Genomic DNA, 26,739 nt, shown 5'->3' on the forward strand with positions numbered 1-26,739 from the left:
GAAGCTACACTGCTTTTTTGTGTAAACGGACGGTTATTTCCACAAAATCTGGCAGGGCTTTAACGTTACCTGTGTGGCCTCGCCATTTCCGTCATAAAAGACGGTGGATTGAGTATTGTTAGAATTGTTGACAATAGCATACTTCCCGGTTTCGGGATAGGCGTGGACTTCACAGAACAGATTGTCCGTGTGCCAGCGTCGGAAAGCGTCTTCCTTGTGTGCCGCATAATACATCGCCCGCATGAGAAGACGAGTGTTTTCGTGGCTGTAGGGAAGGCCGCTGATATAGACCCCTCTTCCCTTTCCGTAGGGATGAGCAGCCAGATGCACTTCGTTGTCAGAGTATTCCAGAATCTCCGTCTGCCGGGAAAGGGCGTAGATATTGTGCTGACTCTCCCCAAAACAGAAGGCATCCTTTGCGTCGGCTGTGATGAAATGGGAGGAAAGAGCCGTGTGAAAATATTTGTCGGTGGATAAGGTATAGCCCAGCTCTTTGTCTACCCCCAGCACATCTGCCAGCTGGAAGAAGCGTCCCTGATGGTGGATGGCGGAAGGTTCCCCGATCCCCAGAAAAGCGCCGCCGCCATAGACCCATTGACGGATGGCAGTCACAAGCTTTGGATCCAGCCATTCCTCCCCGCCGGAAAAAGCGGTGCCGGCATCTCCTACATTCAGGATCACATCCACATCTGCCGGAATGCCTCCGGTACGGATATCCTGGAAACTGAGGAAGGAAACGTCCACGGCAGCGCCGCTTAAAGCTTCCAGCACACCAAAATAAGAATAGGTCTGCTTGTACCAGAGGGCGTGAGCCACCATGTGGGTCTGCCAGGAACGAAGCCGGCCCCAGGCGTTTAAGACAGCGACCTTCAGACCGCAGTAGGGGCGCTTTCCTTTTACGTTGTCGTAGATGGTGCGAAATTCTTCCGTAACCTGCGCGATGTAATCTATGAATTTGGGGAATTGATAGGCCAGGCTGAGATAGCCGCCGTATCCGATCCGATCCAGAGGGCTTCGCATCAGGGCGCGTCTTGCGCTCAGCCAGTTTTCTACCGCTTCCACACAGGGATCATTTCCTTCATAAAAGGTGTCGGGAAAGAAATAGGGCAGAAAGCGGCCTTCTGTGTATTTCACATGAGGAATATCGGAAATAAGGCGCAGCGTTGCGCCGCCGCCGACACTTCCTACGACGGCATCCATCCCGATTTCCCGGAAATAAGGGCCGTAGGGTTCCGTTCCAATCCAGTTGTCCCCCAGGAACATCATGGCCTCTTTGCCGGCTGCATGGGTAATATCCACCAGCTCCTTTGCCTTCTTTGCGACAAATCTCTGAATGAAATCCATGTAATCCAGATAAGCCTTTGTGGGGACACGAAAGGCGGTGTTATAGTATCCGTTATCCACGATATCTTCCGGTCGCAGAGCGTATCCATATTCGGCCTCAAATTCTTCAAAAGCCTGGATAGAGACAGTTGCGCCGTATCCGAACCAGTCTACAAATTTCTCTCGGGCCTCCTCATTAAATACCAGAGTGAAATGATAAAAGAAGGTGGTAAAGCGAACCACATCTGTGTCCGGATTTTCCTTCAGCCAGGAAGTCAGGTAATCCGTTGCAAATCTGCCGGAATGGGGCAGACGGACGTCAAAAGGAATTTCGTGCGGCTTGTCGCCCCAGTCGTTGGTAATATGGTTGTACATCTGAGTGGGATCCCAGATGGCGTACACGAAAAAGGAGACGGTGTATTCGTGAAAAGGGATGGCCTGTTCCAGGAGAACAAGATGCTTTTTTGTGTCCACCTGCCAGCAGGAGACGGGCAGGACCTCCCCCGTAGTGCGGTCGATGACTTCCCACCAGGTATGAGGATCGTGGCGATAATCCGGAACCACCTGTTCCCTGAAATATCCGTCAAGAAAATCAATGGTCAGTTCCGTGGAAGTGGCCAGATTCCTTTTGGACATCAAAAGCATCTGCTGGCATTCATCCATATGTTCCCTGGCAAAGTCGTTGTGGCCTCTTGCCACAAAGTAGGTGGTGTAGATTTTGGCGTCCAGTTCCTTCAGTTCCTGGTCCAATTTGGTCCCGTCACTGTCCCGCAGGGCGTCGGCGCCCCATTTTTCCATGATTTCTTTTGTTTCAGTCAAAAACCCGGATTGGCTGGGCAAAGTGACTCTTCCTCTCGCTTTAGACATAGCAAACCTCCTTATATTACCGGGCGGCAAAGACCACCCTGAAATGACTCTCTGGATTTGAGTATAGGAGAGGAAGGGCAAGAATGCAATAGCACGATTGTCGACTTTTTTTGTCTTTTTGGACAGACTTTCAGAACCGTCTTGTTTTCGCATATATTCTTTGCTATAAAAGAAGGAAAGGGGCATGAAGGAACGACGGGGCGAAGTGCCTGGGATCATGCAGAACACATATGGGAGGACACTTATGAGAGTATATGCAGTGAAAGACTACCGGGAAATGAGCAGGAAGGCGGCCAATATCCTGTCGGCGCAGATCATATCCAAACCGGACAGTGTGCTGGGACTTGCTACGGGTTCTACGCCGATCGGAACCTATGAACAGCTGGTAGAGTGGTACGAAAAAGGGGATCTGGATTTTAGTGAGGTCAGGACTGTCAATCTGGACGAGTACAAAGGACTGGACAAAGAAAATAAACAGAGCTATTACTACTTTATGCACAGGCATTTGTTCGACCGGGTAAACATCCCGCAGGAACAGACCCACCTGCCGGACGGAACCAATGCAGAAGCGGAAAAAGAATGCAGACGATATGAAGAATTGATGGAAAGCCTGGGAGGGATCGACATTCAGCTTTTGGGAATGGGGCATAACGGGCATATCGGATTCAACGAACCGGCGGAGGCGTTTGCAAAAGAAACCCACTGTGTCGATCTGCAGGAAAGTACGATACAGGCCAATAAACGTTTTTTTGAATCGGCAAAAGAGGTACCCAGACAGGCCTATACCATGGGGATCGGCACCATTCTAAGAGCCGTCCGGATCCTGGTGATCGTAAGCGGAGAGGATAAAGCGGATATCGTAAAGAAAGCCTTCTGGGGGCCCATTACCCCGCAGGTACCCGCCTCCATCCTGCAGCTGCACCCGGATGTGATCCTGGTGGCAGACGAGGCAGCGCTGTCTAAGGTGACAGAGAAGCTCTAGCGCCTTCGCTCTGCCATGGCCTTAATGGAAGACGCATATTCAGAGGGAGTCATTCCAGTGAGCTTTTTAAACTGACGGGAAAAATAATGGATGGAAGTATACCCCAGCTGTTCGGAAATCTGGGTGAAGTTCAGCCGGTTGGTCCGGATCATTTCCTTGGCGGCGTTGATCTTCATCAGGGAAAAATATTCGATGATCCCCATATGGCACTGGGCCCGGAACAGCTTTTGCAGCTGAGAGCGTCCGATCAGGTTGTCCTTGCAGATCTGATGGATGGTAATGTGGGAACAGAGGTGGGATTCCAGATAGTCGGTGACACGGTGAAACAGCTCCGTGTCACTTTTTTTCGTCATAGGGCCAAAAGAATCCCGGCCGGGCAGCCTGCGAAGAACCACCGGGTTGGAATGCCGGCGGATCAGGTGGATCAGGAAATGCTCCAGATACAGCCGGATCAGCTGCTGGGCGCCAAACATATCGGCAGGCTTTTGGGGCATGTTCTGTAGATAGGGGTCATCCAGTCGGCAGTCGAAACAGCGCCGGGCTTCAATGATGATATCTGCCAGAAGGTTGCGCTCCGTGTCGTCGATCAAAAACGTTTTTTTACGGAAGAAGTCCATCGCCGGATCGTCACACTGGAAGGAGATGACCACCAGGTTGGGGGCGATGGTTCCGTTGGCGTGTACGTCATGGAATTCGTTGGGTTCGTGAAAGGCGATCTCTCCCTGCTTCAGAGTCCGCAGCCTGGTCCCGGCGGTAATGGAAACTTCCCCTTTGTCCACACAGATAAATTCCCAGAAATCATGGGCTTCTCCATCAAAGGAAAAATCATTCATATATTCAAAATAGTGGATGCTGTAAATTTTACCAACAGACACTTCGTTTTGCAGTGAAATTCCGTCATATCCCATAAGATACCTCGCGATTTGTCTTGAAATAGAGTTGTTTTTTTAAAATATTATGGATTCTTACCAACAGTATACAGGAAAAAGGAAGGGAAATCAAAAGAAAAATACCGATAGTGCAAATTTATGAAAATATAATACAAAGATTTTTGTGCAGTTTTGTAATAGAATGAGGACAGCGAGAGAAAACACTTTATAGGAGGTAAAGTAGTATGAAAAAGAAACTGGTTAGCGTATTGCTGTGTGGAGCACTGGTTGCCGCTGCAATGGCAGGCTGCGGCAAGAAGTCTGACAGCGCTTCCTCTGACAGCAAAGACAGCGACAAGCTTGTGTACTGGTCTATGTGGAGCGAGAAAGAGCCCCAGGCAGAAGTGATCAAGGAAGCGGTAGAAAAGTACACAAAGGACACAGGCGTAGAGGTAGATCTGCAGTTCAAGGGACGGAGCGGACAAAGAGAAGGTCTGCAGCCGGCATTGGACGCAAAACAGCAGATCGACCTGTTTGATGAGGATGTCAACAGAGTCAACGGATCCTGGGGAAAATACCTGCTGGATCTGGAAGATCTGGCAAAAGATTTTGAGGCAGAGCACGGAAATACGACGCTGTTCCAGATTGCAAGAAACGCATACGGACAGACTCACGACGGAGATGCAACGCTGCATTCTATTCCTTACCAGCCGTCTATTTTCGGTTTCTTCTACAACAAGACCTTGTTTGAAAAGGCAGGAATCGAGGCGGTTCCGACTACCTGGGAAGAGTTTGACGCAGTGTGCGCGAAGCTGAAGGAAGCAAAGATCACACCGATCACAGGCGACGGAGCCTATGCAACCTCTTTCCTTGGCTATCACCTGGGACGTTATCTGGGACAGGATGGCGTAAAGGCACTGGTGGGAGATCCGGCAGTGAAGGAAAAGGTGGAAGCAGGGGAGATCGAGGCAGTGACCTGGGATGATCCGAGAGTGGCACAGGCAGCGAAAGATCTGGAAGACTTTGCAAGTAAGGGATACTTCTCCGAGAACATAGAGTCCAATGTGTATCCGGCAGGACAGAATCAGGAATTTGCACCGGGGGATGCAGCAATCATCATCTGCGGATCCTGGCTGCCCAACGAGATCAAGGATTCGGTATCCAAGGATCTGAAATGGGGATACTTCAATTATCCGGCAGTATCCGGCGGAACCAATGATGCAACGGCAAACAACATTGCAAACCAGGTATTTGCGATCAACAAGGATTCCAAGAAGGCAGAGCAGGCATTTGAACTGATCACCTATATCGCGGCAGGAGATTTCGATAAGAAGATGACAGAGGAAGCTCTTTGCATCCCGGCCGACAAGGCAAATGCAGATGCATGGCCGACAGAGCTGCAGGAAGTAAAACCGGGATTTGATGCAACCACTACTTTCTATGACTGGGCAGTGGGTGTAGAAAATAACGGAGACCTGACACCGGCATTAAGCGAAAACGTATTAAAGCTGATGGGCGGCAAGATGACAGCCGATGAGTTCGTAAAGGCTTGCAAGACCGCAGCAGAAAAATAAAAACTGTTTGAAGTTTGAGAGAGCAGTGAGGGGAATATGGTGGCATGGGCAGACTGCCTTCGCCACCATATTTTGTAAGAAGAAGGAGGGATTTGCGTGAAGAAAAATAAGGGAATGATAATTGGGTTTCTGATGCCGGCAGTTATCATGTTCCTGGCTGTATTTCTATATCCGCTCATCAGAACGGTCCTGATGAGCTTTTTTAAGATCGAGTCGGTTACAGATACCGCGGATATGTGGCAGTTTGTGGGAATCAGTAACTACGAAAAACTGTTGTCGACGGATATTTTCCGTACAGCCATGTGGAACATTGGAAGGATATGGCTGTTTGGCGGACTGATCGTCATGCTTTTGTCACTCCTTCTGGGCGTGATCCTGACCAGCGGGATCAAAGGGAAAAAAGTATTTCGTGCCATCATTTATCTTCCGAATATCGTGAGTGCAGTTGCATTGGCAACTATGTGGCTGCAGTATGTGTACAGTCCTAAGTTCGGACTGTTAAAAAGTGTACTGGAGTTTGTAGGGCTGGACAAGCTGGCCAAGACCCAGTGGACAGCGCCGGATAATGTATTTTGGGCGCTGCTGATCGCCTACTGTTTTGGAATGGTGGGCTATCATATGCTGATCTGGATGAGCGGGATCGAAAGGATCAGTCCGGATTTTTATGAAGCGGCTACAATTGACGGGGCCAATAAGCCTCAGCAGTTCAGATATATGACACTTCCTCTGCTGAAGGGAGTGTTTAAGACCAACATTACCATGTGGTCAGTCAGCACGGCGGCATTTTTTGTATGGTCCCAGTTGTTTTCTTCCGTGACGGCCAACAAGGCCACCATTGTTCCGGTGCAATATATGTACATGAACATTTTCGGGGCGGGGAATGCGGTAACAGAGAGAAATGCAGGCTATGGAGCCAGCATCGGGATCGTGCTCTGCCTCTGCGTGGTTCTGGTGTTTACCGTCTGCAACCTGCTGATCAAAGACGACGATCTGGAATTTTAGAAAGGGGGAGCAACTGATGAAACAAAGATGGAACTGGAAAAAAGAGTTAAAGCTGGCCCCCGGGTATCTGGTGGTGTTGTTGTGGGTAGGATTTACCCTTTTGCTCCTGGGATGGATCGCAGCGGCAAGTCTGTCTACCACGGCAGATATTTTCAAGGGAGATGCGCTGAAATTTCCTACAGGACTTCATTTTGAAAATTATGTACAGGCGTGGGGATCCGGCGGTGTGGCTACCTTTTTTAAGAATTCACTGCTGTATTCTGTGATCTCCTGTATTCTTCTGATCCTGATCTGCGCGCCGGCAGCCTATGTGCTTTCCAGGTTCACCTTTCTGGGAAACAAGGTGATCCAGACGGGATTTGTGGCGGCGATGGGAGTGCCGATCACCATGATCATCCTGCCGCTGTTTGGCGTAGTAGCAAATATGGGCATCTTAAACAGTCTTCTGGCAAGCAAGGTGACGCTGATCTTTCTGTATACGGGGATCAATATCCCTTATACGACGATTTTTCTTCTGACCTTTTTTTCCAACCTGTCAAGGACGTATGAGGAGGCGGCGGCGATCGACGGATGTCCGCCGGCCAGAACGTTTTGGAAGATCATGTTTCCGATGGCACAGTCCGGGATCGTGACGGTAACGATCTTTAATTTTATCAATATCTGGAACGAATATTTCCTGTCTCTGATCTTTGCCAACAGTGACGAGCTGCGTCCGGTGGCAGTGGGGCTTTACGGAATGCTGCAGTCCATGCAGTACACCGGTAACTGGGCGGGAATGTTTGCAGCGGTTATCATTGTATTTCTTCCCACATTTGTTTTATACTTGTTCCTGTCGGAAAAAATCATCGGCGGTGTTACAGGCGGAATCAAAGGATAGAGGAAGTACAGACGGAAAGAATGGCAGATAGAAAGAGTTTGGAGGTAAGGAAAATGAAAAAACCGGTACTGGTCATTATGGCAGCGGGAATGGGAAGCAGATACGGAGGGTTAAAGCAGATCGATCCCATTGACGAAGAGGGGCAGATCATTATGGATTTCTCCCTGTTTGACGCAAAAAGAGCAGGATTTGAAAAAGTGGTATTTATCATCAAGCGGGAAAACGAAGAGGATTTCCGTCAGGTGATCGGGAAAAGAATGGCAGACCATATGGAGGTTGCCTATGTATTCCAGGATATTGCCAACCTGCCGGAGGGATATCAGGTGCCGGAAGGGCGCGTCAAGCCATGGGGAACCGGTCATGCAGTGTTAAGCTGTCTGGAGGAAATAGACGGTCCCTTTGCAGTGATCAATGCAGACGATTATTACGGGGAAGAAGCCTTCCGCCTGATCTATCACTATCTGGAAAGTCATGAGGATGATGAAAAATACCGTTATACCATGGTGGGATACCAGTTGGGCAACACGGTAACGGATAACGGACATGTTGCCAGAGGGATCTGTGAGATGGACGAGGCCGGACGGCTTGTGGGGATCTGTGAGAGAACCCGGGTAGAAAAAAGAGACGGAGGGATCGCCTTCACGGAAGACGAGGGAGAGACCTGGAATTTCGTGCCAAAGGAAACCACGGTGTCTATGAACATGTGGGGATTTTCTGCCAGTATTCTGCAGGAATTAAAGAAAAGGTTCCCGGCGTTTTTGGACAGGGGACTGCAGGAAAATCCCATGAAGTGCGAGTATTTTCTGCCGGAAGTAGTCAGCAGGCTGCTGGAAGAAGAAAAGGCAACGGTGGATGTTTTAAAATCAAAAGACAAGTGGTATGGAGTTACATACAAAGAGGATAAACCGGTGGTGATGGAGGCTGTCAGAAAAATGACGGAAGAGGGACGGTATCCGAAAAAGCTTTGGGGGGAATCATAACATGGCACAGGTAACAAGACAGCAGCTGGATGAAGCGATCGGAAGCTTCCAGTATGAAGGGATCCTGACAAGGGAAGAGCCGTATGGAAGCGGACACATCAATGATACGTATCTGCTGGTATTTGAAATTGCAGAAATGGGAACGCTAAAGGTGATCCTGCAGCGGATGAACAAGGATGTGTTTACAGATCCCAGGAGTCTGATGGAAAATATCGTGGGCGTCACATCCCACTTGAGAAAAAAGATTATCTGCCAGGGAGGAGATCCCGACAGGGAGACCTTAAATGTGATCCACACGGTGGACGGAGATCCGTTTTATGTGGATTCCAAGGGAGATTACTGGAGATCCTACAAATTTATCACAGACGCCACCAGCTACGATCAGGTAGAAAAGGAAGAGCATTTTTATCAAAGCGCCGTGGCTTTCGGGACGTTTCAATGTCTGCTGTCGGATTATCCGGCGGAAACCCTTCATGAGACCATTAAGGATTTTCACAATACATGCGCCCGCTATGAAGCCTTTGAACAGGCGGTTCTGGCAGATCGAAAGGGAAGAGCGAAAGAGGTGGAAAAAGAGATCGCCTTTGTCCGTCGGAGAAAGGAAACGGCAGAATATTTTTCGCGGCTGTTGGAGGCAGGAAAGATCCCGATCAGAGTGACCCACAACGACACCAAGCTGAACAATATTATGATCGACAACAAGTCGGGAAGGGGGATCTGCGTCATCGATCTGGATACGGTGATGCCGGGACTGGCTGTGTTTGATTTTGGCGATTCCATCCGATTTGGAGCCAGCACGGCCACGGAGGATGAGAGGGATCTGTCAAAGGTCTCCTGTGATATGCATCTGTTTGAAATCTATGTGAAAGGATTTATTGAGGGCTGTCAGGGAAAACTGACAGAAAAAGAGATCGAGCTGTTGCCGATGGGGGCGAAAGTCATGACCTTTGAGTGCGGGATGCGGTTTTTGACAGATTATCTGGAGGGAGATACCTACTTTAAGATCCACAGAGAGGGACAGAATCTGGACAGATGCCGGACGCAGTTTTGTCTGGTGGAGGACATGGAACGCAAGTGGGATACCATGAAGGAAATCGTAAGAAAGTACGGAAATGCAGGGAGGTAGTCACATGGCAAAAAAAATACTGATCACAGGCGGCGCAGGCTATATTGGAAGCCACACGGCGGTGGAGCTTTTAGAGAGCGGCTATGAAGTGGTGATCTATGATAATCTGTCCAATTCCTCGGAGGAATCTGTAAGGCGGGTGCAGAGGATCACGGGGAAAGCCGTGACCTTTTACAAGGGAGATGTGCTGGAGGAAGAGCTTTTAAAGAGCGTGATCCTTCAGGAGAGGATCGACGCGGTGCTACATTGTGCGGCTTTAAAGGCTGTGGGCGAGTCGGTGGAAAAACCGCTGGAGTACTACCACAACAACATTACGGGAACCCTGACCCTGATCAAAGTGATGAAGGAAACGGGAGTGTGGAATCTGGTATTCAGTTCTTCCGCTACCGTGTACGGGAATCCTGTGGAGATTCCCATTACGGAAGCCTGCCCCAAGGGAGCGTGTACCAATCCTTACGGCTGGACCAAGTCGATGATGGAACAGATCATGATGGATATCCAGAAGGCGGACCCCAGATGGAATGTGATCCTGCTGCGATATTTCAATCCGGTAGGCGCTCATAAAAGCGGAGAGATCGGAGAGGATCCCAGAGGGATCCCCAATAACCTGATGCCCTACATTTCCCAGGTGGCCGTAGGGAAACTGGAAAGGCTGGGGGTATTTGGGAACGATTATGATACGCCGGACGGAACGGGAGTAAGGGACTATATCCATGTGGTCGATCTGGCAAAGGGCCATGTAAAAGCCATTGCCTACCTGTTTACAGATCCCGGCCTGGAGATCATCAATCTGGGAACCGGAACAGGGTATTCTGTACTGGATATGGTCAGAGCCTTCGCTAAGGCCTGCGGGAAGGAGATCCCTTATGAGATCCGTCCGCGAAGAAGCGGAGATATCGCCACCTGTTATGCAGATCCGGCAAAGGCAGAAAAGGTTCTGGGCTGGAAAGCAGAAAAAGGCCTGGAAGAAATGTGCGAGGATACCTGGCGGTGGCAGTCCATGAATCCGGAAGGATTTCGATAAAGAAACACAGATGATACATTCCCTGACGGCAAAGGTGCGGCTGGAAAGTGTGCATGGGAGTCGTCAGGGAAGTATCATCTTTTATTTTTGGTCGAAAGATGGTATACTATATGTTATTAGTGAGAACTGGATTCATTTTTAGAGGATGAGAAGATGGCAGAAAAAGAGAAGCAACAGGTAAAGCTGAAGGGGCAATTAAAATATTACCTGCAGATGCCCATGGTCATGACGGTGCTTTTGGTGCTGATGAACATCTGGATCTACCAGATCGACCGGAAGGCGGGGACGCTGATGTTTATCCTGCTGGCAGTGTACGCAGGGATCGTTGTGGCGCTTTATGTGTACAGCAAGTCGGCAGTCATGAAGGATCTGATCGAGTTTGCCGCCCAGTACGGGATCGTGCAGAATACGCTTTTAAAAGAGCTTTCCATCGCCTATGCGATTTTGCTGGAGGACGGAAAGGTTGTCTGGATGAACGACTGTTTTCAGGAGTCGTTTGGGGTGTTCCAGCAGCAAAAGCTGTATCTGAGCAAATATATCCCACAGCTGAACAGGGGGGTATTTCCGAAGGACGTGGACGAACGGACGCAGATCGAAGTGTCCTATGAGGGACGCGAGTATATCGCCGAGCTGAGGCGGGTCTGGGCAGAAGGGTTCAGCGATACGGAAAAGCTGCTGCAGATGCCGTCGGAAAAAGAGTATTTTATAGCAGTATCCCTGCGGGATGTGACGGATATGAACCGGTATATCCGGCAGAATGAGGAACAACGGCTGGTAGCCGGGCTGATCTATATTGACAACTACGACGAGGTTGTGGCCAGTGTGGAGGAAGTGCGCCAGTCCCTTCTGGTGGCGCTGGTGGACCGACGGATCAACCAGTATATTGCCAGGATTGACGGAATCGTGAAAAAGATGGAAAATGACAAGTACTTTGTGATTTTCCAGAAAAAATATCTGGAAGGTCTGGAGGACGACCGGTTTTCCCTGCTGGAGGATGTAAAGTCGGTCAACATCGGCAACCGGATCCCGGCTACGCTCAGTATCGGGCTGGGCTTCAGCGAGACGGCTTATGCCCAGAGTAATGATTATGCAAGAGTCGCCATTGATCTGGCGCTGGGAAGAGGCGGCGACCAGGCGGTGATCAAAGACAGGACGGGCACCACCTATTACGGCGGAAAAAGGGAACAGACAGCCAAGAACACCCGGGTGAAGGCGCGGGTAAAGGCAGAGGCGCTGCGGGAATTTATTACCGTGAAAGACAAGATCTTCGTCATGGGGCACAAGATGGCGGACATGGATTCCTTTGGGGCGGCTATCGGAATCTACCGGGCGGTGGCGGCGCTGGAAAAGACGGCTCATATTGTCATCGACGAGATATCAACGACGGTAAGGCCGCTGTATGACAGTTTTCTGAAAGATATCTCTTATCCCAGAGACTTCTTTCTGAAACCGGAAGAAGCGGTGGATCTGGCAGATGAAAATTCCCTGGTGATCGTGGTAGACATTAACCGCCCTTATATGACGGAATGTCCGGAGCTTTTAAAGAAAACAGAGACTATCGTGGTACTGGATCATCACCGGCAGAGCAGCGACCATATTGAAAATGCCCTGCTGTCCTACATCGAGCCCTATGCCTCCTCCACCTGTGAGATGGTGGCGGAAGTGCTGCAGTACATTGTGGATGATGTCAACATTCCCAGCATAGAGGCAAGCAGTATGTATGCCGGTATTACCATTGACACGAATAATTTTTTGAATAAGACAGGGGTCAGGACCTTTGAGGCGGCGGCTTTTTTGCGAAGAAGCGGAGCGGATATCACGCTGGTGCGGAAGCTGCTGCGGGACGATATGGAGGCTTACCGCGCCAAGGCGGCGATCATCAGCGGAGCTTCCGTGTACAAAGGAATGTTCGCACTGGCGATGGGAGAGGATCTTTCCATTGAAAGCCCCACCATCGCAGGCGCCCAGGCGGCAAATGAGCTGCTGGATATCAACGGGATCAAGGCGTCTTTTGTACTGACGGAGCATAATGGCAAGATCTATGTCAGCGCAAGATCCATTGATGAAGTCAATGTACAGTATCTGATGGAGAAGCTGGGGGGCGGCGGACATCTGAACGCGGCGGGAGCCCAGTTTGACCATACGGATATGGAGAAGGCGATGGAAGAACTGAAAGAGAAGATTGATGAATATCTGCAGGAGGAAGGAGACGAATAGATGAAAGTTATATTGACAGAAGACGTAAAAGCACTGGGAAAAGCAGGAGACATTGTGGAGATCAATGACGGATACGCCCGCAATTTTATTCTGAAGCAGAAAAAAGGTCTGGAGGCGAACAGCAGGAACCTGAATGACCTGAAGCTGAAAAAGGCCAACGAAGATAAGGTGGCGCAGGAAAAATACGAGGCGGCGCTGGCGCTGAAGCAGGAAATCGAGGCCGGAAAGATACAGCTGGCCATCAAGACGGGAGAGGGCGGAAAGGCTTTTGGGTCCATCTCATCCAAAGAGATCGCGGCAGAGGTGAAAAGCCAGATGAATCTGGAGATCGACAAAAAGAAGGTGCTGCTGAAAGACGCGATTAAAACCGTCGGAGAGCATACGGTAGGGATCAAACTGCATCCCAAAGTGACGGCAGATCTGAAAGTCAGCGTAGCGGAAGAGTAGGAGGACGGCATGGAAGAAGCGCTTGCAAAAAAAGCGATGCCGCACAGCGTGGAGGCGGAGGCCTCTGTGGTAGGCTCCATGCTGATGGATAAGGATGCCATTATGACGGCAGCAGAATTGATCAGCAAGGAGGACTTCTACCAGACGCCCTACGGTATCGTGTTTGAATCCATGGTGGAGCTGTTCAACGAGGGAAGACCGGTAGATCTGGTAACACTTCAGGAACGGCTGAAGGAAAAAGACGTGTCGGACGAGGTGGCCAGCATGGAATTTGTGCGGGATCTGATCACGACGGTGCCTACCTCGGCAAACGTCAAATATTATGCGGAGATCGTGGCGGAGAAGGCACTGATGCGCAGGCTGATCCGTTTGAATGAAGAAATTGCCAACACCTGCTATGTGGGCAAGGAGCCTCTGGATGTGATCCTGGAGCAGACAGAAAAGTCGATGTTCGAGCTGCTGCAGCGAAAGGGTGGCAAGGACTTTGTTCCCATTCGGCAGGTGGTGATGCGGACGCTGGAGAAGATTGAAAAAGCGGCGAAAAACAGGGGGAGTGTGACGGGAATCCCTACCGGCTTTCACGACCTGGATTACAAATTGTCGGGACTTCAGCCGTCGGATCTGATCCTGATCGCGGCCAGGCCTTCCATGGGAAAGACGGCGTTTGTGCTGAATGTGGCGCAAAATGTTGCCTTCCGTTCAGGGAAGGCGGTGGCGATCTTCAGTCTGGAGATGTCGAACGAGCAGCTGATGAACCGTCTGTTCGCCATGGAATCCAATGTGGATGCACAGAGGCTGCGTACCGGAAATATGCAGGATACTGACTGGGAAAAGCTGATCGAGGGAGCCGGAGTGATCGGAACCTCCGGCCTGATCATTGATGACACGCCGGGAATTTCTATTTCAGAGCTTCGCTCCAAGTGCAGAAAATATAAGCTGGAGCATGGGCTGGATCTGGTGATCATCGACTACCTGCAGCTGATGACGGGCAGGACAGGACGGGCGTCTGAATCCAGACAGCAGGAGATTTCTGATATCTCAAGGGCTTTGAAGGGACTGGCAAGAGAATTGAATGTGCCGGTGATCGCACTGTCACAGCTAAGCCGTGCGGTAGAACGCAGAGATGACAAACGACCGCTGCTTTCGGACTTGAGGGAGTCCGGAGCCATTGAGCAGGACGCCGACGTGGTGATGTTTCTTTACCGGGACGAATATTATAACAAAGACTCCGAGCATAAAAAGGAGGCGGAGGTTATTATCGCAAAGCAGAGAAACGGTCCGGTGGGAACCGTCAGTTTGGTGTGGCTGGGAGAATATACCAGATTTGCCAATATGGTCCGGGAGGAAGTCAGGGAGAAGTAAACAAGAGGGATATTATCCTATCCATCCAAATAAAAAAGATATTACCGGCATCTTCCGAGTAATATCTTTTTTATAATGGCGATGCGCCAAAGTCCCAATCCATCTGAAACCCGGGCGATCACCCACAATCCCGAAACACGCCCTGTGGCGGTTCCGGTCATTCATTCAGGATCAATTAAGCCTGAGAAATGGATCCTGTAGGACATTGAGAAGCACAGGCTCCGCAATCAATACAAGCGTCTGCATCAATTTCGTACTGATCAGCGCCCTGAGAAATCGCTCCAACTGGACATTCCGGCTCGCAAGCTCCACAGCTTACACAATCACTGCTAATTACATGTGCCATTGGTAAAACCTCCTTTTTCATAATGAAGAATAGGGAATCTTTTTAGATTTCCTTTGACTTATCATAATACAAAACAGGCAAATATACAAGGGAAAGGACAGTCAAACCGGAAAAATTAAGAAAAATTTCAAGACTTTCCGGTCAAATTGGTGTATAGTGTTGGAGTAGAAAATTTGTCACAGAAACAGACAGATTGGAAGGAGTTTTAGAATGAAAAAGAGAATGGCCGGCGTTCTTGCAGTCCTTTTGGGGATGAGCCTGCTGTTATGCAGCTGCAGGATTCAGGAGGACATGGCATCAGATAACGGACAGAAAACAAAGGTGAGCAGCGAGGAGATCAAAAGACAGGCGTGGCTGCAAATGATCCAGCCGGCTGCCTACAGCAATGCAGAAGGGTTGAATCTGGAAAAGGGCGCCTACATCTCTGTGATCGGAAAGGGAGAAAGCGGACCTTTCTGGAATACCGTGGAAAAAGGAGCCGAGGCGGCAAAGGAGGATCTGAACAGGATCCTGGGATATACGGGAAAAGAAAAGATCAAAGTCACATATAGCGGATCCGGCACAGAAAACAACGTGGAAGAGCAGATCAATATTCTGGACGAGGAGATCGCAAGATATCCCATCGCAGTGGGGATCGCTATTGCCGACGTAAAGGCGGGGACCGTACAGTTCGATATGGCGGCAGAGAATGATATCCCCATCATTGCGTTTGATTCGGGGAACTCCTATGAGGGCCTGATGTCCATGGTAGCGACGGATAATGAAGGGGCGGCAGGGGAAGCGGCGGCCCACATGGCGGAAGAACTGCCGGAGGGCGGAAGCATCCTGGTATTTGCATCAGATTTTCGGGCGGAATCCTTGCTCCTGCGGGAGAAGGGATTTCAGACTGCGGCGGCGGAATATCCCAACCTTCCGGTGGCGGGAGTGTACTACCTGAACCGGCTGGAAGAACAAAAGGAAGGAATGATTCAGGAGATAGAAAACGGAACCTACGAGAAACCGGAAGGGGTAGAGAAGACGGAAGAGGGAGTACAGCCGGACAGTATTTCCCAGGAGATGACAATGGATTATCTTTTGAAGAAGAATCCGGAAGCGAAGGGTTGTTTTATTATGGACGGATCAGCGGTACCTGCCGTACTGGAGGCCATGGAAAGGACCGATACGGATCTGTCGGTGATCGGCTTTGACGTAACGAAAAGGAATCTGCAGGAATTAGAGGCAGGAAAAATAAAAGGCCTGATCGTGCAGAATCCGTTTGGAATGGGATATGCGACGGTGATAGCGGCGGCAAGAGCCTACCTGGGGCTGGGAAACGAGGCAGAAGTCAATACCGGCTATACCTGGGTGACGAAAAAGAATCTGAAAGAAAAAAGCGTACAGCAGATCCTGTATTAGGAAGCGGGGGCTTTCGGAAGGGAGAAGGTAAATTCTGTTCCCACGCCTTCCGTGCTGACCACATGGATGTTTTCACCGTGTGCCTGAATGGCTTCTTTTACGATGGAAAGCCCCAGGCCGGTTCCTTTTTTGTTCTTTCCCCGGGAAAGATCGGTTTTGTAGAAACGATCCCAGATTTTGTTCAAAGCGTTTCTGGGAATACCGATTCCGTCATCCTTGACGGAGAGATATACTTTGTCCCCCCGCTCCGTCGTTTCGATGACGACAGAGGAATTGTCGTCGCTGAATTTAGTGGCGTTGTCCAGCAGGTTGTAAAGCACCTGCTGGATTTTTCGTTTATCGGCATACACCAGCAGGCACTTGGTGGCTAACAGAAGCTCGATCGAGATCTTCTTGCGGGTGCAAGTGCCTTCAAAGGAGGCGGAAACCTCCTTGATGCATTGATGGATGTCGAAGGTTTCCCGGTTCAGGATCCGGTTTTTGGTATCGTATTCATTCAGGATCAAAAGGTCGTTTGTCAGATCGGTGAGACGCTCCGTTTCAAACAGGATGATATTCAGATATTTCTCGTGGAGCTCCGGTGGGATCGTACCGTCGGCCATGGCTGTGACATAGCCCCGGATGGAGGTCAGAGGAGAACGAAAATCATGAGAAACATTGGCAACAAACTGTTTTTGGTAGTCTCCGGCGTCCCGTAACCGGGAGGACATATAGTTCAGGGAGGCAGACAGGTATCCCATTTCATCCTGGGAAGTGACCAGGATCTCATGTTCCAGGTTGCCGGTAGCATACTGAGTGGCAGCTTCGGTGATCTTTCGGAGAGGCCGGTAAACAAAAAAATGAAAGGCCAGAAGGATCAGGAAGGAAAAGAAAAATACCAGAATCAGAAGGATGGAGATCCCCCTGAGAAACAGGTGCGTCAGCCCTCCCACATCAGAAGCATATTTGTGCAGAACCAGATACCCTCCCGGTGTATAACCGGACAGAACCGGGGCGATGACGGTGATCACATCCTGGGAAAACAGTTGGTGATAGTCTCCCAGAAGATACTTGGCGCCTCCGGCCTCCACCGGATCGAAATCAGGAACAGAGGCAGGGGCGGCCGGGTAGTTCTCCGGGCGGGAAGAGGCGATCAGCGTCCCGTCCCGGTCCACAAACCAGACGGCTGCATCCAGCTGGGTCTGCATGGCATTTAGCTGCAGATGCAGGTCTCCGGCGTCGATTTTTTCAGAAAAATACAGAGGAAAATAGTCGCTGGACATCAGGCTGGCTTCCTGAAACATGCCGGAGGCCACATAGTCCCTTGACGGAGCTGTGATCAATTCCGGCGTCAGGATCGCTGTGGTAAACAGGCAAAGAAATCCAAAAATGATATAGACGATCAGAAATTTCAGATGGAGTGTACTTTTCATAAAAACCTCATTTCTTTTCCGGCTTCCATTCAAATTTGTATCCGATCCCCCAGACGGTGCTGATCCTCCAGGTATCGTGGTCCTTTATTTTTTCCCGGATCCGCTTGATGTGGACATCCACCGTTCTGGTATCTCCCAGATATTCATAGCCCCAGATCTGATCCAGAAGCTGCTCTCTTGTGAATACCTGATTGGGGGAGGCGGCGAGAAAATATAAAAGTTCCAGTTCCTTTGGGGGCATTTCTACCGTAGTACCGTCCATCATGACAGAATAATTGGTCAGGTGGATGCAGATTCCGGGATACTCTACATACTTTCCTTTCTCCTCAGAAAAAGAGGTGGGAAGCGGAGAGGTGTACCGCCGCAGGACTGCTTTGACGCGAGCCACCAGCTCCTTGGAATCAAAAGGCTTGATGACATAATCATCTGCGCCCAGCTCCAGCCCCAGCACCTTATCAAACACTTCTCCTTTGGCAGAAAGCATGATGATAGGAACGGAGGAGCGGGAACGGATCTCCCGGCAGATCTGGTACCCGTCCATTCCGGGGAGCATCAGATCCAGCAGGATCAGATCAGGCCGGTAGCTGTCAAAGGCAGACAGAGCCTGTTCTCCGTCATGAACCATGTGGGTATGGAAACATTCCTTGGTCAGATAAAGGGAGATCAGCTCGGCAATATTTTCGTCATCATCTACGATCAGAATTTTCTGCTTGTTCATGGTAACTCCTCCTAGGACTTTAATTCGACTATGGTCACGCCGGCATCTCCTTCTCCAAAGGAGCCCAGACGGAAGCTTTTCACACGTTTTTGACGGCGGAGATAGCTGTGGATGCCGGTTCTTAAGGCTCCGGTTCCTTTTCCGTGGACGACACGCACCGGGGACAGGCCGGCCAGAGCCGCGTCATCCAGGTATTTATCCAGCTGGGCGACCGCCTCGTCTACCGTCAGTCCCAACAGGTTGATTTCCGGGCGGACGGAGAAGGATTTGCCCATTTTCAGCTTCCCTTTGGAGGTGGTATGAAGCTTTTTGGCAGAATAGGAAACCGGCTCCTCCAACAGTTCCAGGTCGGAGAGAGGAACCTGAGAATTAAAGATTCCCATCTGTACCGATATGTTACCCTTTGGGTCAGGTTTGGAGGTAATGGTTCCGGTCAGGTTCATGCTGATGACGCGCACACTTTCTCCCGGCTTGAAGGAAGCAGGATCCTGAGGCTTCTTCTTTCGGGAGGCGGCGGGCATGGAGGGCTGGACGGAAGAGAGCTGCTTTCGGATCTTTTCCCGTTCTTTTTCCATTGCAGAGGCAGACATCCCTTCTTTTCCGAATTTGTGGAAATTGCGGATGGTTTCGTCTGCAACATCCTTGGCTTCCTCCAGAAGCAGTCGTGCTTTTTCTTTGGCTTCCCGAAGAATACGGTCTTTCTGTGCGTCCAATTTTTCCTGCTGGGAGAGAGCCTGAGACTTTAAAAGCTCCAGCTCTTTTTTGTAAGCAGAAATCTGTTCTTTTTCCTCCTGTAAGGTCCGGCGGTTTTGTTCCAGACGGGAAAGGAGATCTTCAAAGGCCTCGTCCTGCCGGCTTAAAAGTTGTTTGGCAGAGTCTATGACCTGCCCGGACAGTCCCAGCTTGGAAGCGATGGCAAAGGCGTTACTTTTTCCGGGGATCCCCACCAGAAGGCGGTAAGTGGGTCTTAATGTTTCTACGTCAAATTCGCAGCAGGCGTTTTCCACACCCTCTGTGGTAAGGGCAAACACCTTGAGCTCACTGTAGTGGGTAGTTGCCATGGTGCGAACCTGCTTCTGATGAAGATGCTTTAAAATAGCTGTGGCCAGAGCGGCGCCCTCTGTAGGATCCGTCCCGGCGCCCAATTCGTCAAACAGAACCAGAGAATCTTTGTCTGCTTCTTCCAGGAAGGATACGATGTTGGTCATATGGGAGGAAAAAGTACTGAGGCTTTGTTCAATGCTCTGTTCATCTCCGATGTCAGCATAGACGCAGCGAAACAGGGCAAGCTCTGAACGGTCTAAAGCGGGAATATGAAGCCCTGCCTGCCCCATCAGAGTAAACAGCCCTACCGTCTTGAGGGAGACGGTTTTTCCGCCGGTATTGGGTCCGGTCACAATCAGAAGATGGAAGGCATCGCCGAGAGTGACGGTGATAGGAACAACAGAGGCGGCGGGAAGAAGAGGGTGCCTTCCCTGGCGGATATGGATCCTGCCTTCTGTGTTGAAACGGGGCAGGGAGGCATTCATATCAAGGGCCAGCGCTCCTTTTGCAAAAATAAAATCCAGCTGGGTCAGCAGTTGAAAGTCGGAGAGGATCAAAGAAGCGTAAGGCGCCGCTTCCTGGCTGAGAGTGGCCAGGAGGATCTGGATCTCCTCCTGTTCTTTGGCAAACAGGTCTTTCAGATCGTTGTTCAGCCGTACAACAGCCATGGGTTCTACAAAAATAGTAGAGCCGGTGGCAGACTGATCGTGGATCAGCCCCGGGATCTGGTTTCGATATTCCGCCTTTACCGGGAGGCAGTACCGGTCTCCCCGCATGGTGATGATGGCCTCCTGCAGATATTGCCGGGAGGAGCCGTTTAAGACGGAGGCCAGAGCAGAATGGACACGGTCGTTCAGCTGTGAAATCTGCCGGCGGATCTGCTTCAGGTTGCTGCTTGCCTCATCGTTGATCTCATCCTCCTGCAAAATGCAGAAACGGATGTGAGAAGACAGAGGAGTCAAAGGCTCCAGGCTGTCAAAAAAGACAGAGAGACAGTCCGGCTCCTGATCGGGATCTTCTGCTCTGCCATAAGCCTTGATCTGGGCTGCGGTTTCCAGAAGACGGCAAAGAGAAAGCAGCTCCTTGGCGCTTAATGCTCCGCCGATCTCCAGCCTTCGGACGGAATCTATTACAGGAACGACGCCGGAAAAAGAAGGGCGTCCCTTTTTTATGATCCGGGAAAAGGCGGCGCCGGTCTGCTGCTGTGCCGTTTCTATTTCTGCAAGATCGACGGACGGCGTCAGAGCCTGGCACAAGGTTCTGCCGGAGGCAGAGGAGGCCAGTTCCGTCAGTCGTTTTATGATTTTTGGATATTCCAGTTTGTTTAATGTTTTTTCATTCATATCGTTCACCCATGCCTATTCTACCTTATTTGGAAGGCAAAGGAAAGGAGAAAATGTTGAAGAAAACGACGGCATGGGGTATACTAAAATGTAAAGTTTGAAAAAAGAAGGAGTTGTTTATGGAAGAGGACAGCCGCCCGAAGGAGGAGCAGAACACGGGAGATGAGACTTCTGGGGAAAGCGGGGAATACTCCTTCCTTCAGGAAGTGATCAAGGACGAAAACGGACGGTGGAGAGCGCTGAAAAAGCGATGGATCCGCCTGGTAGGCTGGGGACTGGTGTTTGGGATAGCAGCCAGTCTTGGTTTTGCGTGGACAAACAGGCTGTCATCCTCCCGGATAAAAGAAGTGACGATCCCAAAAGAGGAAGAAGCGCCCGGGCAGGAGGAGCCGCAGGAGCTGGACTCGGAAAGTTATCTGCAGATGCAGCAGGCACTGGGAGAAGTGGCAAAAGAAGCCGGAAGATCGGTGGTGGAGATCCGTATCCTAACGTCAAAGGAAGACTGGACAGAGCAGACGGCACAGACACACAGCATCACGGGAATCGTGGTGGCAGATAACGGAAGGGAGATCCTGATCTGGGGAAAAACGATGGCGGCTGCAGAGGGAGCGTCTTTGCAGGCTGTTTTTTCAGATGGGAGCAAGCGGAGCGTCACCCTGAAGCAGAAGGACGAAGGATTGGGTATGGGGATCTATGCCGTGGAGACCAGCCGTCTGAAGTCGTCTACCATGAAGCAGTTGAAAGTGGCGGTATTGGGAAGCTCTAATTTTATACAGCTGGGAGAACCGGTGCTTGCGCTGGGAAGTCCGTTGGGAGATGGGCAGAGTATGGGCGTTGGCGGCATCATGTCCAAGGACAACCGGGTGTCCCGGGTAGATGGAAGCTATGGGATCCTGCAGACAGATATTGCAGCAGGGGAGGAAGGAAGCGGAGTGCTGGTGAACCTGAAAGGAGAAATCGTAGGGGTGATCGACCAGTCGGTAGCATCTACGGACAGTGCTTTGGTGGCAGGCTATGGGATTTCCGACTTGAAGCGGACTATGGAACTTCTTTCTAACGGACAGGGAATTCCCTACCTGGGGATCTGCGGGCTGGAAGTGACGGAAGAGATTCAGGAGCAGGGAGTGCCAAGAGGCATTTATATGAAGGAGGTCATGCCGGGATCTCCGGCGATGGCGGCCGGACTCCAAAATGGAGATATCCTGACGGGGATCGGAACGGAGAAGGTAACGATTCTGACAGAATACAGGAATTGCCTGCTGAAGCTGAACGCAGGTGAGAAGGTCCGCTTGAAGGGCCTGCGCCAGGGGGCGGAGGGGTATGTGGACATAGAGTTTGAGGTTACGGTGGGAAAACAGGAGTAGTATAGAGCCGTGACTGAAAAGACCGGAAGCACAGAAGCGTTGAAAATCAGAAGAAAGTAAGGCGCAGAACCGGAAGAAAACGACAGACGGAAACAGACAGACGAAGGAATGAAAGGACGAAGAAATGAGATATATCAACACGTTGCGAGAAGGAGAAACCATCAGGAATATCTATTTGTGCAAAGGAAAACGGACGGCGGAAACCCGCAACGGAAAGCCGTATGATAATCTGCTGCTGCAAGACAAAACCGGAATCCTGGACGGAAAGGTATGGGATCCGAATTCCAGCGGGATTGCGGATTACGGCGAGATGGACTTTATAGAGGTGTTTGGAGATGTGATCAGCTACAACAACAATCTCCAGTTGAATATCCGCCAGATCAGACGGGCGGAGGAAGGGGACTACCTTCCGGCAGATTATATGCCTACCAGCGAAAAAAGCACGGAGGGCATGTATCAGGAGCTTTTGGGATACATTCGTCAGATCGAAAACACCTACCTTAGGCAGGCAGTGGAATATTATTTTGTGAAGAATGAGGAATTTATCCGGATTTTCAAGGGGCATTCTGCGGCAAAAAGTGTGCATCATGGATTTGCGGGAGGGCTGCTGGAGCATACCCTGAGTGTGGTAAAATTTTGCGAATACATGGTGGGAGCTTATCCCATTTTAAATCGCGACCTGCTGTACGCAGGGGCGCTTTGCCACGATATCGGAAAGACGAAGGAGCTTTCGGCATTTCCGGAAAATGATTATACAGACGACGGGCAGCTGCTGGGGCATATCATCATCGGCGTAGAGATGATCAGCCAGGCAGTCCGCTCGATTCCGGGATTCCCGGATCGTCTGGCAAGTGAATTAAAACATTGTGTGATCGCTCACCATGGAGAGCTGGAGTATGGATCGCCGAAAAAACCGGCGCTGGCAGAGGCCCTGGCGCTAAATTTTGCAGACAGTACCGATGCAAAAATGCAGACGCTGACGGAAATCTTCAAGGATAAACCGGGAAATGACTGGCTGGGCTATCAGCGGCTGTTTGAATCCAATCTACGAAAAACGGTGATTTAGTCCGGAATCAGGCGGCATGCTGGCTGTCGGGAGGGCTGAGGCGTTATTTGTGAACGATGTCAGCTTCACCAGGTGATTTTGGTTTGGAAAAGAATGAGAGGGAAAGTAAAAAGGTAGAGCATCATGAAAAAGAATGAAGTGGTTTCTTTCGTCATTGAGGATATGGGAGTAAATGGAGAGGGTATCGGCAAAGTGGCCGGCTACCCTCTCTTTGTCAAAGATACTGTGATCGGCGACGTGGCAGAGGTAAAAGTTACCAAAGTGAAGAAAAATTATGGGTATGGCAGACTGATGAGGCTGATCAGTCCATCGCCTAAACGGGAAACAGCAGGAGTCTGTCCGGTTGCCAGACAGTGCGGCGGCTGTCAGATCCAGGAGATGCAGTATGCGTATCAACTGGAATTTAAACAGGAAAAAGTGAAAAATAATCTGATCCGCATTGGAGGGATCCAGCGGACAAGGCTGGAAAGGATCCTGCAGCCGATCCTGGGAATGGCAGAGCCGGTGCGCTACCGGAATAAGGCGCAGTTTCCGGTGGGAAAAGATAAGAATGGAGAGATCATCACAGGATTTTATGCGGGACGGACGCATTGTATCGTGCCCATAGAGGATTGCATGCTGGGAGTGGAGGAAAATGCCGTTATACTGGAACAGATAAAAGGGTTCATGAAACGGTATCAGATTCCGCCTTACGAGGAGGAACGTCACGAGGGTCTGGTCCGTCACGTGCTGATCCGAAAAGGGTTTGTCACAGGAGAGATCATGGTCTGCCTGGTGATCAACGGCAGGCAGCTTCCGCAGAAGGAGAAGCTGGTGGAGCTTCTAAAGCAGATAAAAGGAATGAAAAGCATCTCTCTTAGCATCAACACAGAAAAAACCAACGTGATTATGGGAAACAGGATCAGGACTATCTGGGGCAGCCCGACGATCACAGATTACATCGGAAGGCTGCAGTACAGGATCTCGCCGTTGTCTTTCTATCAGGTGAACCCTGTTCAGACGGAGCGGCTTTACCAGACCGCCCTGGATTATGCGGGACTGACGGGAAAGGAAGTAGTGTGGGATCTTTACTGCGGAATTGGAACGATCTCCCTGTTTCTGGCAAAAAAAGCCAGACAGGTCTATGGAGTGGAAATCGTACCGCAGGCGATCGAGGATGCCAAAGAGAATGCAAGGATCAATAGAATAGAAAATGCGACATTTTATGTAGGAAAAGCGGAAGAGATCCTGCCGGAATATTATAGGAATCACGAAGGAGAATGTGGAAGGAAAGCGCAGGCAGATGTGATCGTGGTGGATCCCCCCAGAAAAGGCTGCGAGGAAAGTCTGCTTCAAACAATCGCAGATATGGCGCCGGAGAGAGTGGTGTATGTCAGCTGCGACTCCGCCACCCTGGCGCGGGATGTGAAGCTTCTGGAAGAGCGGGGATATCGGCTGGAAAAAGTACAGCCGGTGGATCAGTTTCCAAATAGTGTGCATGTGGAGGCAATCGTGTTGCTTTCCAAACTAGATTCTAAGAAATATATTAGTGTAGAACTTACGATGGATGATATAGATTTAACAAGTATTGAAGGTAAGGCAACATATAAACAAATTCAAAACTATGTTTTGGAAAAGTTTAGGTTTAAAGTATCTACTCTGTACATTACACAAGTTAAGAAAAAGCATGGTTTAGAAGTTAAGGAACACTATAATATTCCAAAGAACGAGAACCAGAAAGTTCCACAGTGTCCAATTGAAAAAGAAGAAGCTATTTTAGATGCGTTGAAGCATTTTAAGATGTTGTAGTATTATACTAAATATATGTTTAAGTTGAGGAGAAAATAATGAATACTAATGTATTGAATAAATTATCCTTTTACTGTTCTGAAAATGAGAATCAATTTTTTGACAGAAAAAGCGCTAGAATTAAACCTTTAGACATTTTAAAGCATCTGGTTGCATTTTCCAATGCAGAGGGTGGGCAATTAGTGATAGGGATTGAAGACGACGGGATAATTACGGGCTTTAATTATGAAGGTGCTCATTCGATTGATGAGTATAGAAATATATTTCTAACTGAATTAAAAGAAACTCCAATAAATCCCCAATTTAATATTTTAGATGTAAAAAATAATAAAGGTATTGATGATAAGATATTGGTCATATCTGTAGATGTTTCTGCAGATAGAGTTATAAAATCTTATAATGGAAAAGTTTTTCTTCGACAAAATGATAGATCTATAGAATTAAATTTTGAGCAGATTCTTCAATTACAGTATGATAGAGGGCAAAGGTATTTTGAGGATGAAGTTGTTCAATTATCAAGCATAGATGATATAGATGATGTACTAATAGATGATTATAAGAAGATTTTGAATATAGATGAACTTTCTAGCGAAGAAGTGTTGAAAGCTAGAAATTTAATGATTAATGGAAAACTGACTAATGCGGGGCTTTTGCTATTTGGGAAAAACCCTTCTAAATTTTTACCACAGGCAAGACTAAGAGTTATTAAATATAGTGGAATGTATCAAAAGGTTGGTACAGAAATAAATATAATTAAGGAAAAAACATTTGATAAAGCGATACCTAACATTATTAGAGAAGCAAGAGAATTTATTAATACGCAACTAAGAGATTTCCAATATTTAGATAAAGATGGAAAATTTAAAATAATGCCAGAATATCCAGAATTTGCATGGTTTGAGGGAATAGTCAATGCTTTGACTCACCGAAATTATGCAATCCGAGGGGAGCATATTAAGGTGTTAATATTTGACGATAGGCTAGAAATACTTAGTCCCGGGTTACTACCTAATATTGTAACCGTAGAAAATATTCTAAATCAAAGATATTCAAGGAATCCAAGAATTGCAAGAACTTTATGTGAATTTGGATGGGTAAAAGAAATGAATGAAGGCGTTAAGAGAATATATTCTGAAATGGAAAAGTTGTTTCTAAAGAAGCCTAAATATGCAGAACCTAACAGTAGTGTTTTATTAGTTTTAGAAAATAATATTTTAAATAGAAGTATCAGAACAATAGATAGAATTAAAGGCAAAATCTCTGAGGAGGTGTTTGATAAACTAAGTCAAGATGAAAAAACCATTATACATTTTATGTATAATAGTGGACAAAAAATAACTACAAAAGTGGCAACAGAACTTATTGAAAAAGGTTCAACATTTTGTAGGAAGTTACTTAAAAATCTTGCTGATAAAGATTTATTAGAGTGGCATGGTACTTCGCAAAACGATCGTACACAATACTATACTCTAAAATTCTAATTTAAGAAGAACGTAGAAGAGTTGAGAAGAACGCAGAAGAGTTGAGAAGAACGCAGAAGAGTTGAGAAGAACGCAGAAGAGTTGAGAAGAACGCAGAAGAGTTGAGAAGAACGCAGAAGAGTTGAGAAGAAC

At 49.0% G+C, this 26,739-nt stretch carries 21 protein-coding genes; 15 read left to right on the forward strand and 6 right to left on the reverse strand.

Annotation, left to right across the window (positions count from 1 at the left end):
* Nucleotides 1-33: 33 nt before the first annotated feature.
* Nucleotides 34-2,190 (reverse strand): 1,3-beta-galactosyl-N-acetylhexosamine phosphorylase, encoded by a 2,157-nt coding sequence (gnpA, locus tag SOW26_RS04475; RefSeq protein WP_276959288.1) that lies wholly within the window; start codon nucleotides 2,188-2,190, stop codon nucleotides 34-36.
* Between the two features lie 244 nt (nucleotides 2,191-2,434).
* Here gnpA and nagB point away from each other — a divergent pair, with 244 nt between their 5' ends.
* A complete protein-coding gene (gene nagB / locus SOW26_RS04480) occupies nucleotides 2,435-3,172 on the forward strand; it encodes a glucosamine-6-phosphate deaminase (protein ID WP_276959290.1) in 738 nt (245 codons plus the stop codon).
* On the opposite strand, the gene SOW26_RS04485 is transcribed toward nagB, so the two are convergent.
* Nucleotides 3,169-4,080: an AraC family transcriptional regulator gene (locus tag SOW26_RS04485; protein ID WP_276959292.1), complete on the reverse strand. Its 912-nt coding sequence runs from the start codon at nucleotides 4,078-4,080 to the stop codon at nucleotides 3,169-3,171. The genes nagB and SOW26_RS04485 overlap by 4 nt on opposite strands.
* A gap of 206 nt (nucleotides 4,081-4,286) precedes the next feature.
* Between SOW26_RS04485 and SOW26_RS04490 the strand changes: the two genes are divergently transcribed.
* The 9 genes from SOW26_RS04490 to dnaB all read left to right on the forward strand — a co-directional run bounded on the left by SOW26_RS04490 (nucleotide 4,287) and on the right by dnaB (nucleotide 14,650).
* A complete protein-coding gene (locus SOW26_RS04490; protein ID WP_276959294.1) occupies nucleotides 4,287-5,615 on the forward strand; it encodes an ABC transporter substrate-binding protein in 1,329 nt (442 codons plus the stop codon).
* A gap of 96 nt (nucleotides 5,616-5,711) precedes the next feature.
* Nucleotides 5,712-6,617: a carbohydrate ABC transporter permease gene (locus SOW26_RS04495; RefSeq protein WP_320651960.1), complete on the forward strand. Its 906-nt coding sequence runs from the start codon at nucleotides 5,712-5,714 to the stop codon at nucleotides 6,615-6,617.
* 16 nt (nucleotides 6,618-6,633) lie between these two features.
* Entirely contained in the window at nucleotides 6,634-7,494 is an 861-nt protein-coding gene (locus tag SOW26_RS04500) for a carbohydrate ABC transporter permease (protein WP_154476776.1), read from the forward strand.
* 53 nt (nucleotides 7,495-7,547) lie between these two features.
* Nucleotides 7,548-8,474 (forward strand): nucleotidyltransferase family protein, encoded by a 927-nt coding sequence (locus tag SOW26_RS04505; RefSeq protein WP_320651961.1) that lies wholly within the window; start codon nucleotides 7,548-7,550, stop codon nucleotides 8,472-8,474.
* A 1-nt stretch (nucleotide 8,475) separates the two neighbouring features.
* On the forward strand, nucleotides 8,476-9,600 hold the full coding sequence (locus SOW26_RS04510) for a phosphotransferase enzyme family protein (protein ID WP_154475279.1): 1,125 nt from the start codon (nucleotides 8,476-8,478) through the stop codon (nucleotides 9,598-9,600).
* Nucleotides 9,601-9,604: 4 nt separating this feature from the next.
* The gene (gene galE / locus SOW26_RS04515; protein WP_320651962.1) at nucleotides 9,605-10,624 is read left to right on the forward strand and encodes a UDP-glucose 4-epimerase GalE; all 1,020 of its coding nucleotides are present in this window, start codon (nucleotides 9,605-9,607) and stop codon (nucleotides 10,622-10,624) included.
* A 153-nt stretch (nucleotides 10,625-10,777) separates the two neighbouring features.
* Nucleotides 10,778-12,841, forward strand: a complete 2,064-nt coding sequence (locus SOW26_RS04520) for a DHH family phosphoesterase (protein WP_276959300.1) — start codon at nucleotides 10,778-10,780, stop codon at nucleotides 12,839-12,841.
* Nucleotides 12,842-13,288, forward strand: a complete 447-nt coding sequence (gene rplI / locus SOW26_RS04525) for a 50S ribosomal protein L9 (RefSeq protein ID WP_276959303.1) — start codon at nucleotides 12,842-12,844, stop codon at nucleotides 13,286-13,288.
* Nucleotides 13,289-13,297: 9 nt separating this feature from the next.
* The gene (gene dnaB, locus SOW26_RS04530; protein ID WP_154476768.1) at nucleotides 13,298-14,650 is read left to right on the forward strand and encodes a replicative DNA helicase; all 1,353 of its coding nucleotides are present in this window, start codon (nucleotides 13,298-13,300) and stop codon (nucleotides 14,648-14,650) included.
* Nucleotides 14,651-14,825: 175 nt separating this feature from the next.
* Here dnaB and SOW26_RS04535 read toward each other — a convergent pair whose 3' ends face one another.
* A complete protein-coding gene (locus SOW26_RS04535; RefSeq protein WP_154476767.1) occupies nucleotides 14,826-14,996 on the reverse strand; it encodes a DUF362 domain-containing protein in 171 nt (56 codons plus the stop codon).
* A gap of 210 nt (nucleotides 14,997-15,206) precedes the next feature.
* On the opposite strand from SOW26_RS04535, the gene SOW26_RS04540 reads away from it, so the two are divergent.
* Complete coding sequence (locus SOW26_RS04540) at nucleotides 15,207-16,391, forward strand: substrate-binding domain-containing protein (protein ID WP_320651963.1); 1,185 nt, start codon at nucleotides 15,207-15,209, stop codon at nucleotides 16,389-16,391.
* On the opposite strand, the gene SOW26_RS04545 is transcribed toward SOW26_RS04540, so the two are convergent.
* The 3 genes from SOW26_RS04545 to SOW26_RS04555 are packed head-to-tail and all read right to left on the reverse strand — an operon-like array spanning nucleotide 16,388 to nucleotide 20,908.
* Complete coding sequence (locus SOW26_RS04545) at nucleotides 16,388-17,803, reverse strand: HAMP domain-containing sensor histidine kinase (protein WP_320651964.1); 1,416 nt, start codon at nucleotides 17,801-17,803, stop codon at nucleotides 16,388-16,390. The genes SOW26_RS04540 and SOW26_RS04545 overlap by 4 nt on opposite strands.
* 7 nt (nucleotides 17,804-17,810) lie before the next feature.
* Complete coding sequence (locus tag SOW26_RS04550; protein WP_276959309.1) at nucleotides 17,811-18,521, reverse strand: response regulator transcription factor; 711 nt, start codon at nucleotides 18,519-18,521, stop codon at nucleotides 17,811-17,813.
* 11 nt (nucleotides 18,522-18,532) lie between these two features.
* Nucleotides 18,533-20,908, reverse strand: a complete 2,376-nt coding sequence (locus SOW26_RS04555) for an endonuclease MutS2 (RefSeq protein WP_320651965.1) — start codon at nucleotides 20,906-20,908, stop codon at nucleotides 18,533-18,535.
* A gap of 119 nt (nucleotides 20,909-21,027) precedes the next feature.
* On the opposite strand from SOW26_RS04555, the gene SOW26_RS04560 reads away from it, so the two are divergent.
* The 4 genes from SOW26_RS04560 to SOW26_RS04575 all read left to right on the forward strand — a co-directional run bounded on the left by SOW26_RS04560 (nucleotide 21,028) and on the right by SOW26_RS04575 (nucleotide 26,607).
* Nucleotides 21,028-22,272, forward strand: coding sequence for a S1C family serine protease (locus SOW26_RS04560; RefSeq protein ID WP_276959313.1), 1,245 nt, complete (start codon nucleotides 21,028-21,030; stop codon nucleotides 22,270-22,272).
* A 124-nt stretch (nucleotides 22,273-22,396) separates the two neighbouring features.
* Nucleotides 22,397-23,338 carry a 3'-5' exoribonuclease YhaM family protein gene (locus SOW26_RS04565; protein ID WP_320651966.1) on the forward strand — a complete coding sequence of 314 codons (942 nt, stop codon included), beginning with the start codon at nucleotides 22,397-22,399 and terminating at the stop codon, nucleotides 23,336-23,338.
* A 123-nt stretch (nucleotides 23,339-23,461) separates the two neighbouring features.
* Nucleotides 23,462-25,126, forward strand: coding sequence for a 23S rRNA (uracil(1939)-C(5))-methyltransferase RlmD (gene rlmD, locus SOW26_RS04570; protein ID WP_320651967.1), 1,665 nt, complete (start codon nucleotides 23,462-23,464; stop codon nucleotides 25,124-25,126).
* A gap of 38 nt (nucleotides 25,127-25,164) precedes the next feature.
* Nucleotides 25,165-26,607 (forward strand): ATP-binding protein, encoded by a 1,443-nt coding sequence (locus SOW26_RS04575; protein ID WP_276959319.1) that lies wholly within the window; start codon nucleotides 25,165-25,167, stop codon nucleotides 26,605-26,607.
* The last annotated feature ends 132 nt before the right edge of the window (nucleotides 26,608-26,739 follow it).

Origin of the sequence: Suipraeoptans intestinalis (genome assembly GCF_034091795.1) — a bacterium.
GTDB classification, from domain to species: domain Bacteria; phylum Bacillota; class Clostridia; order Lachnospirales; family Lachnospiraceae; genus Suipraeoptans; species Suipraeoptans intestinalis.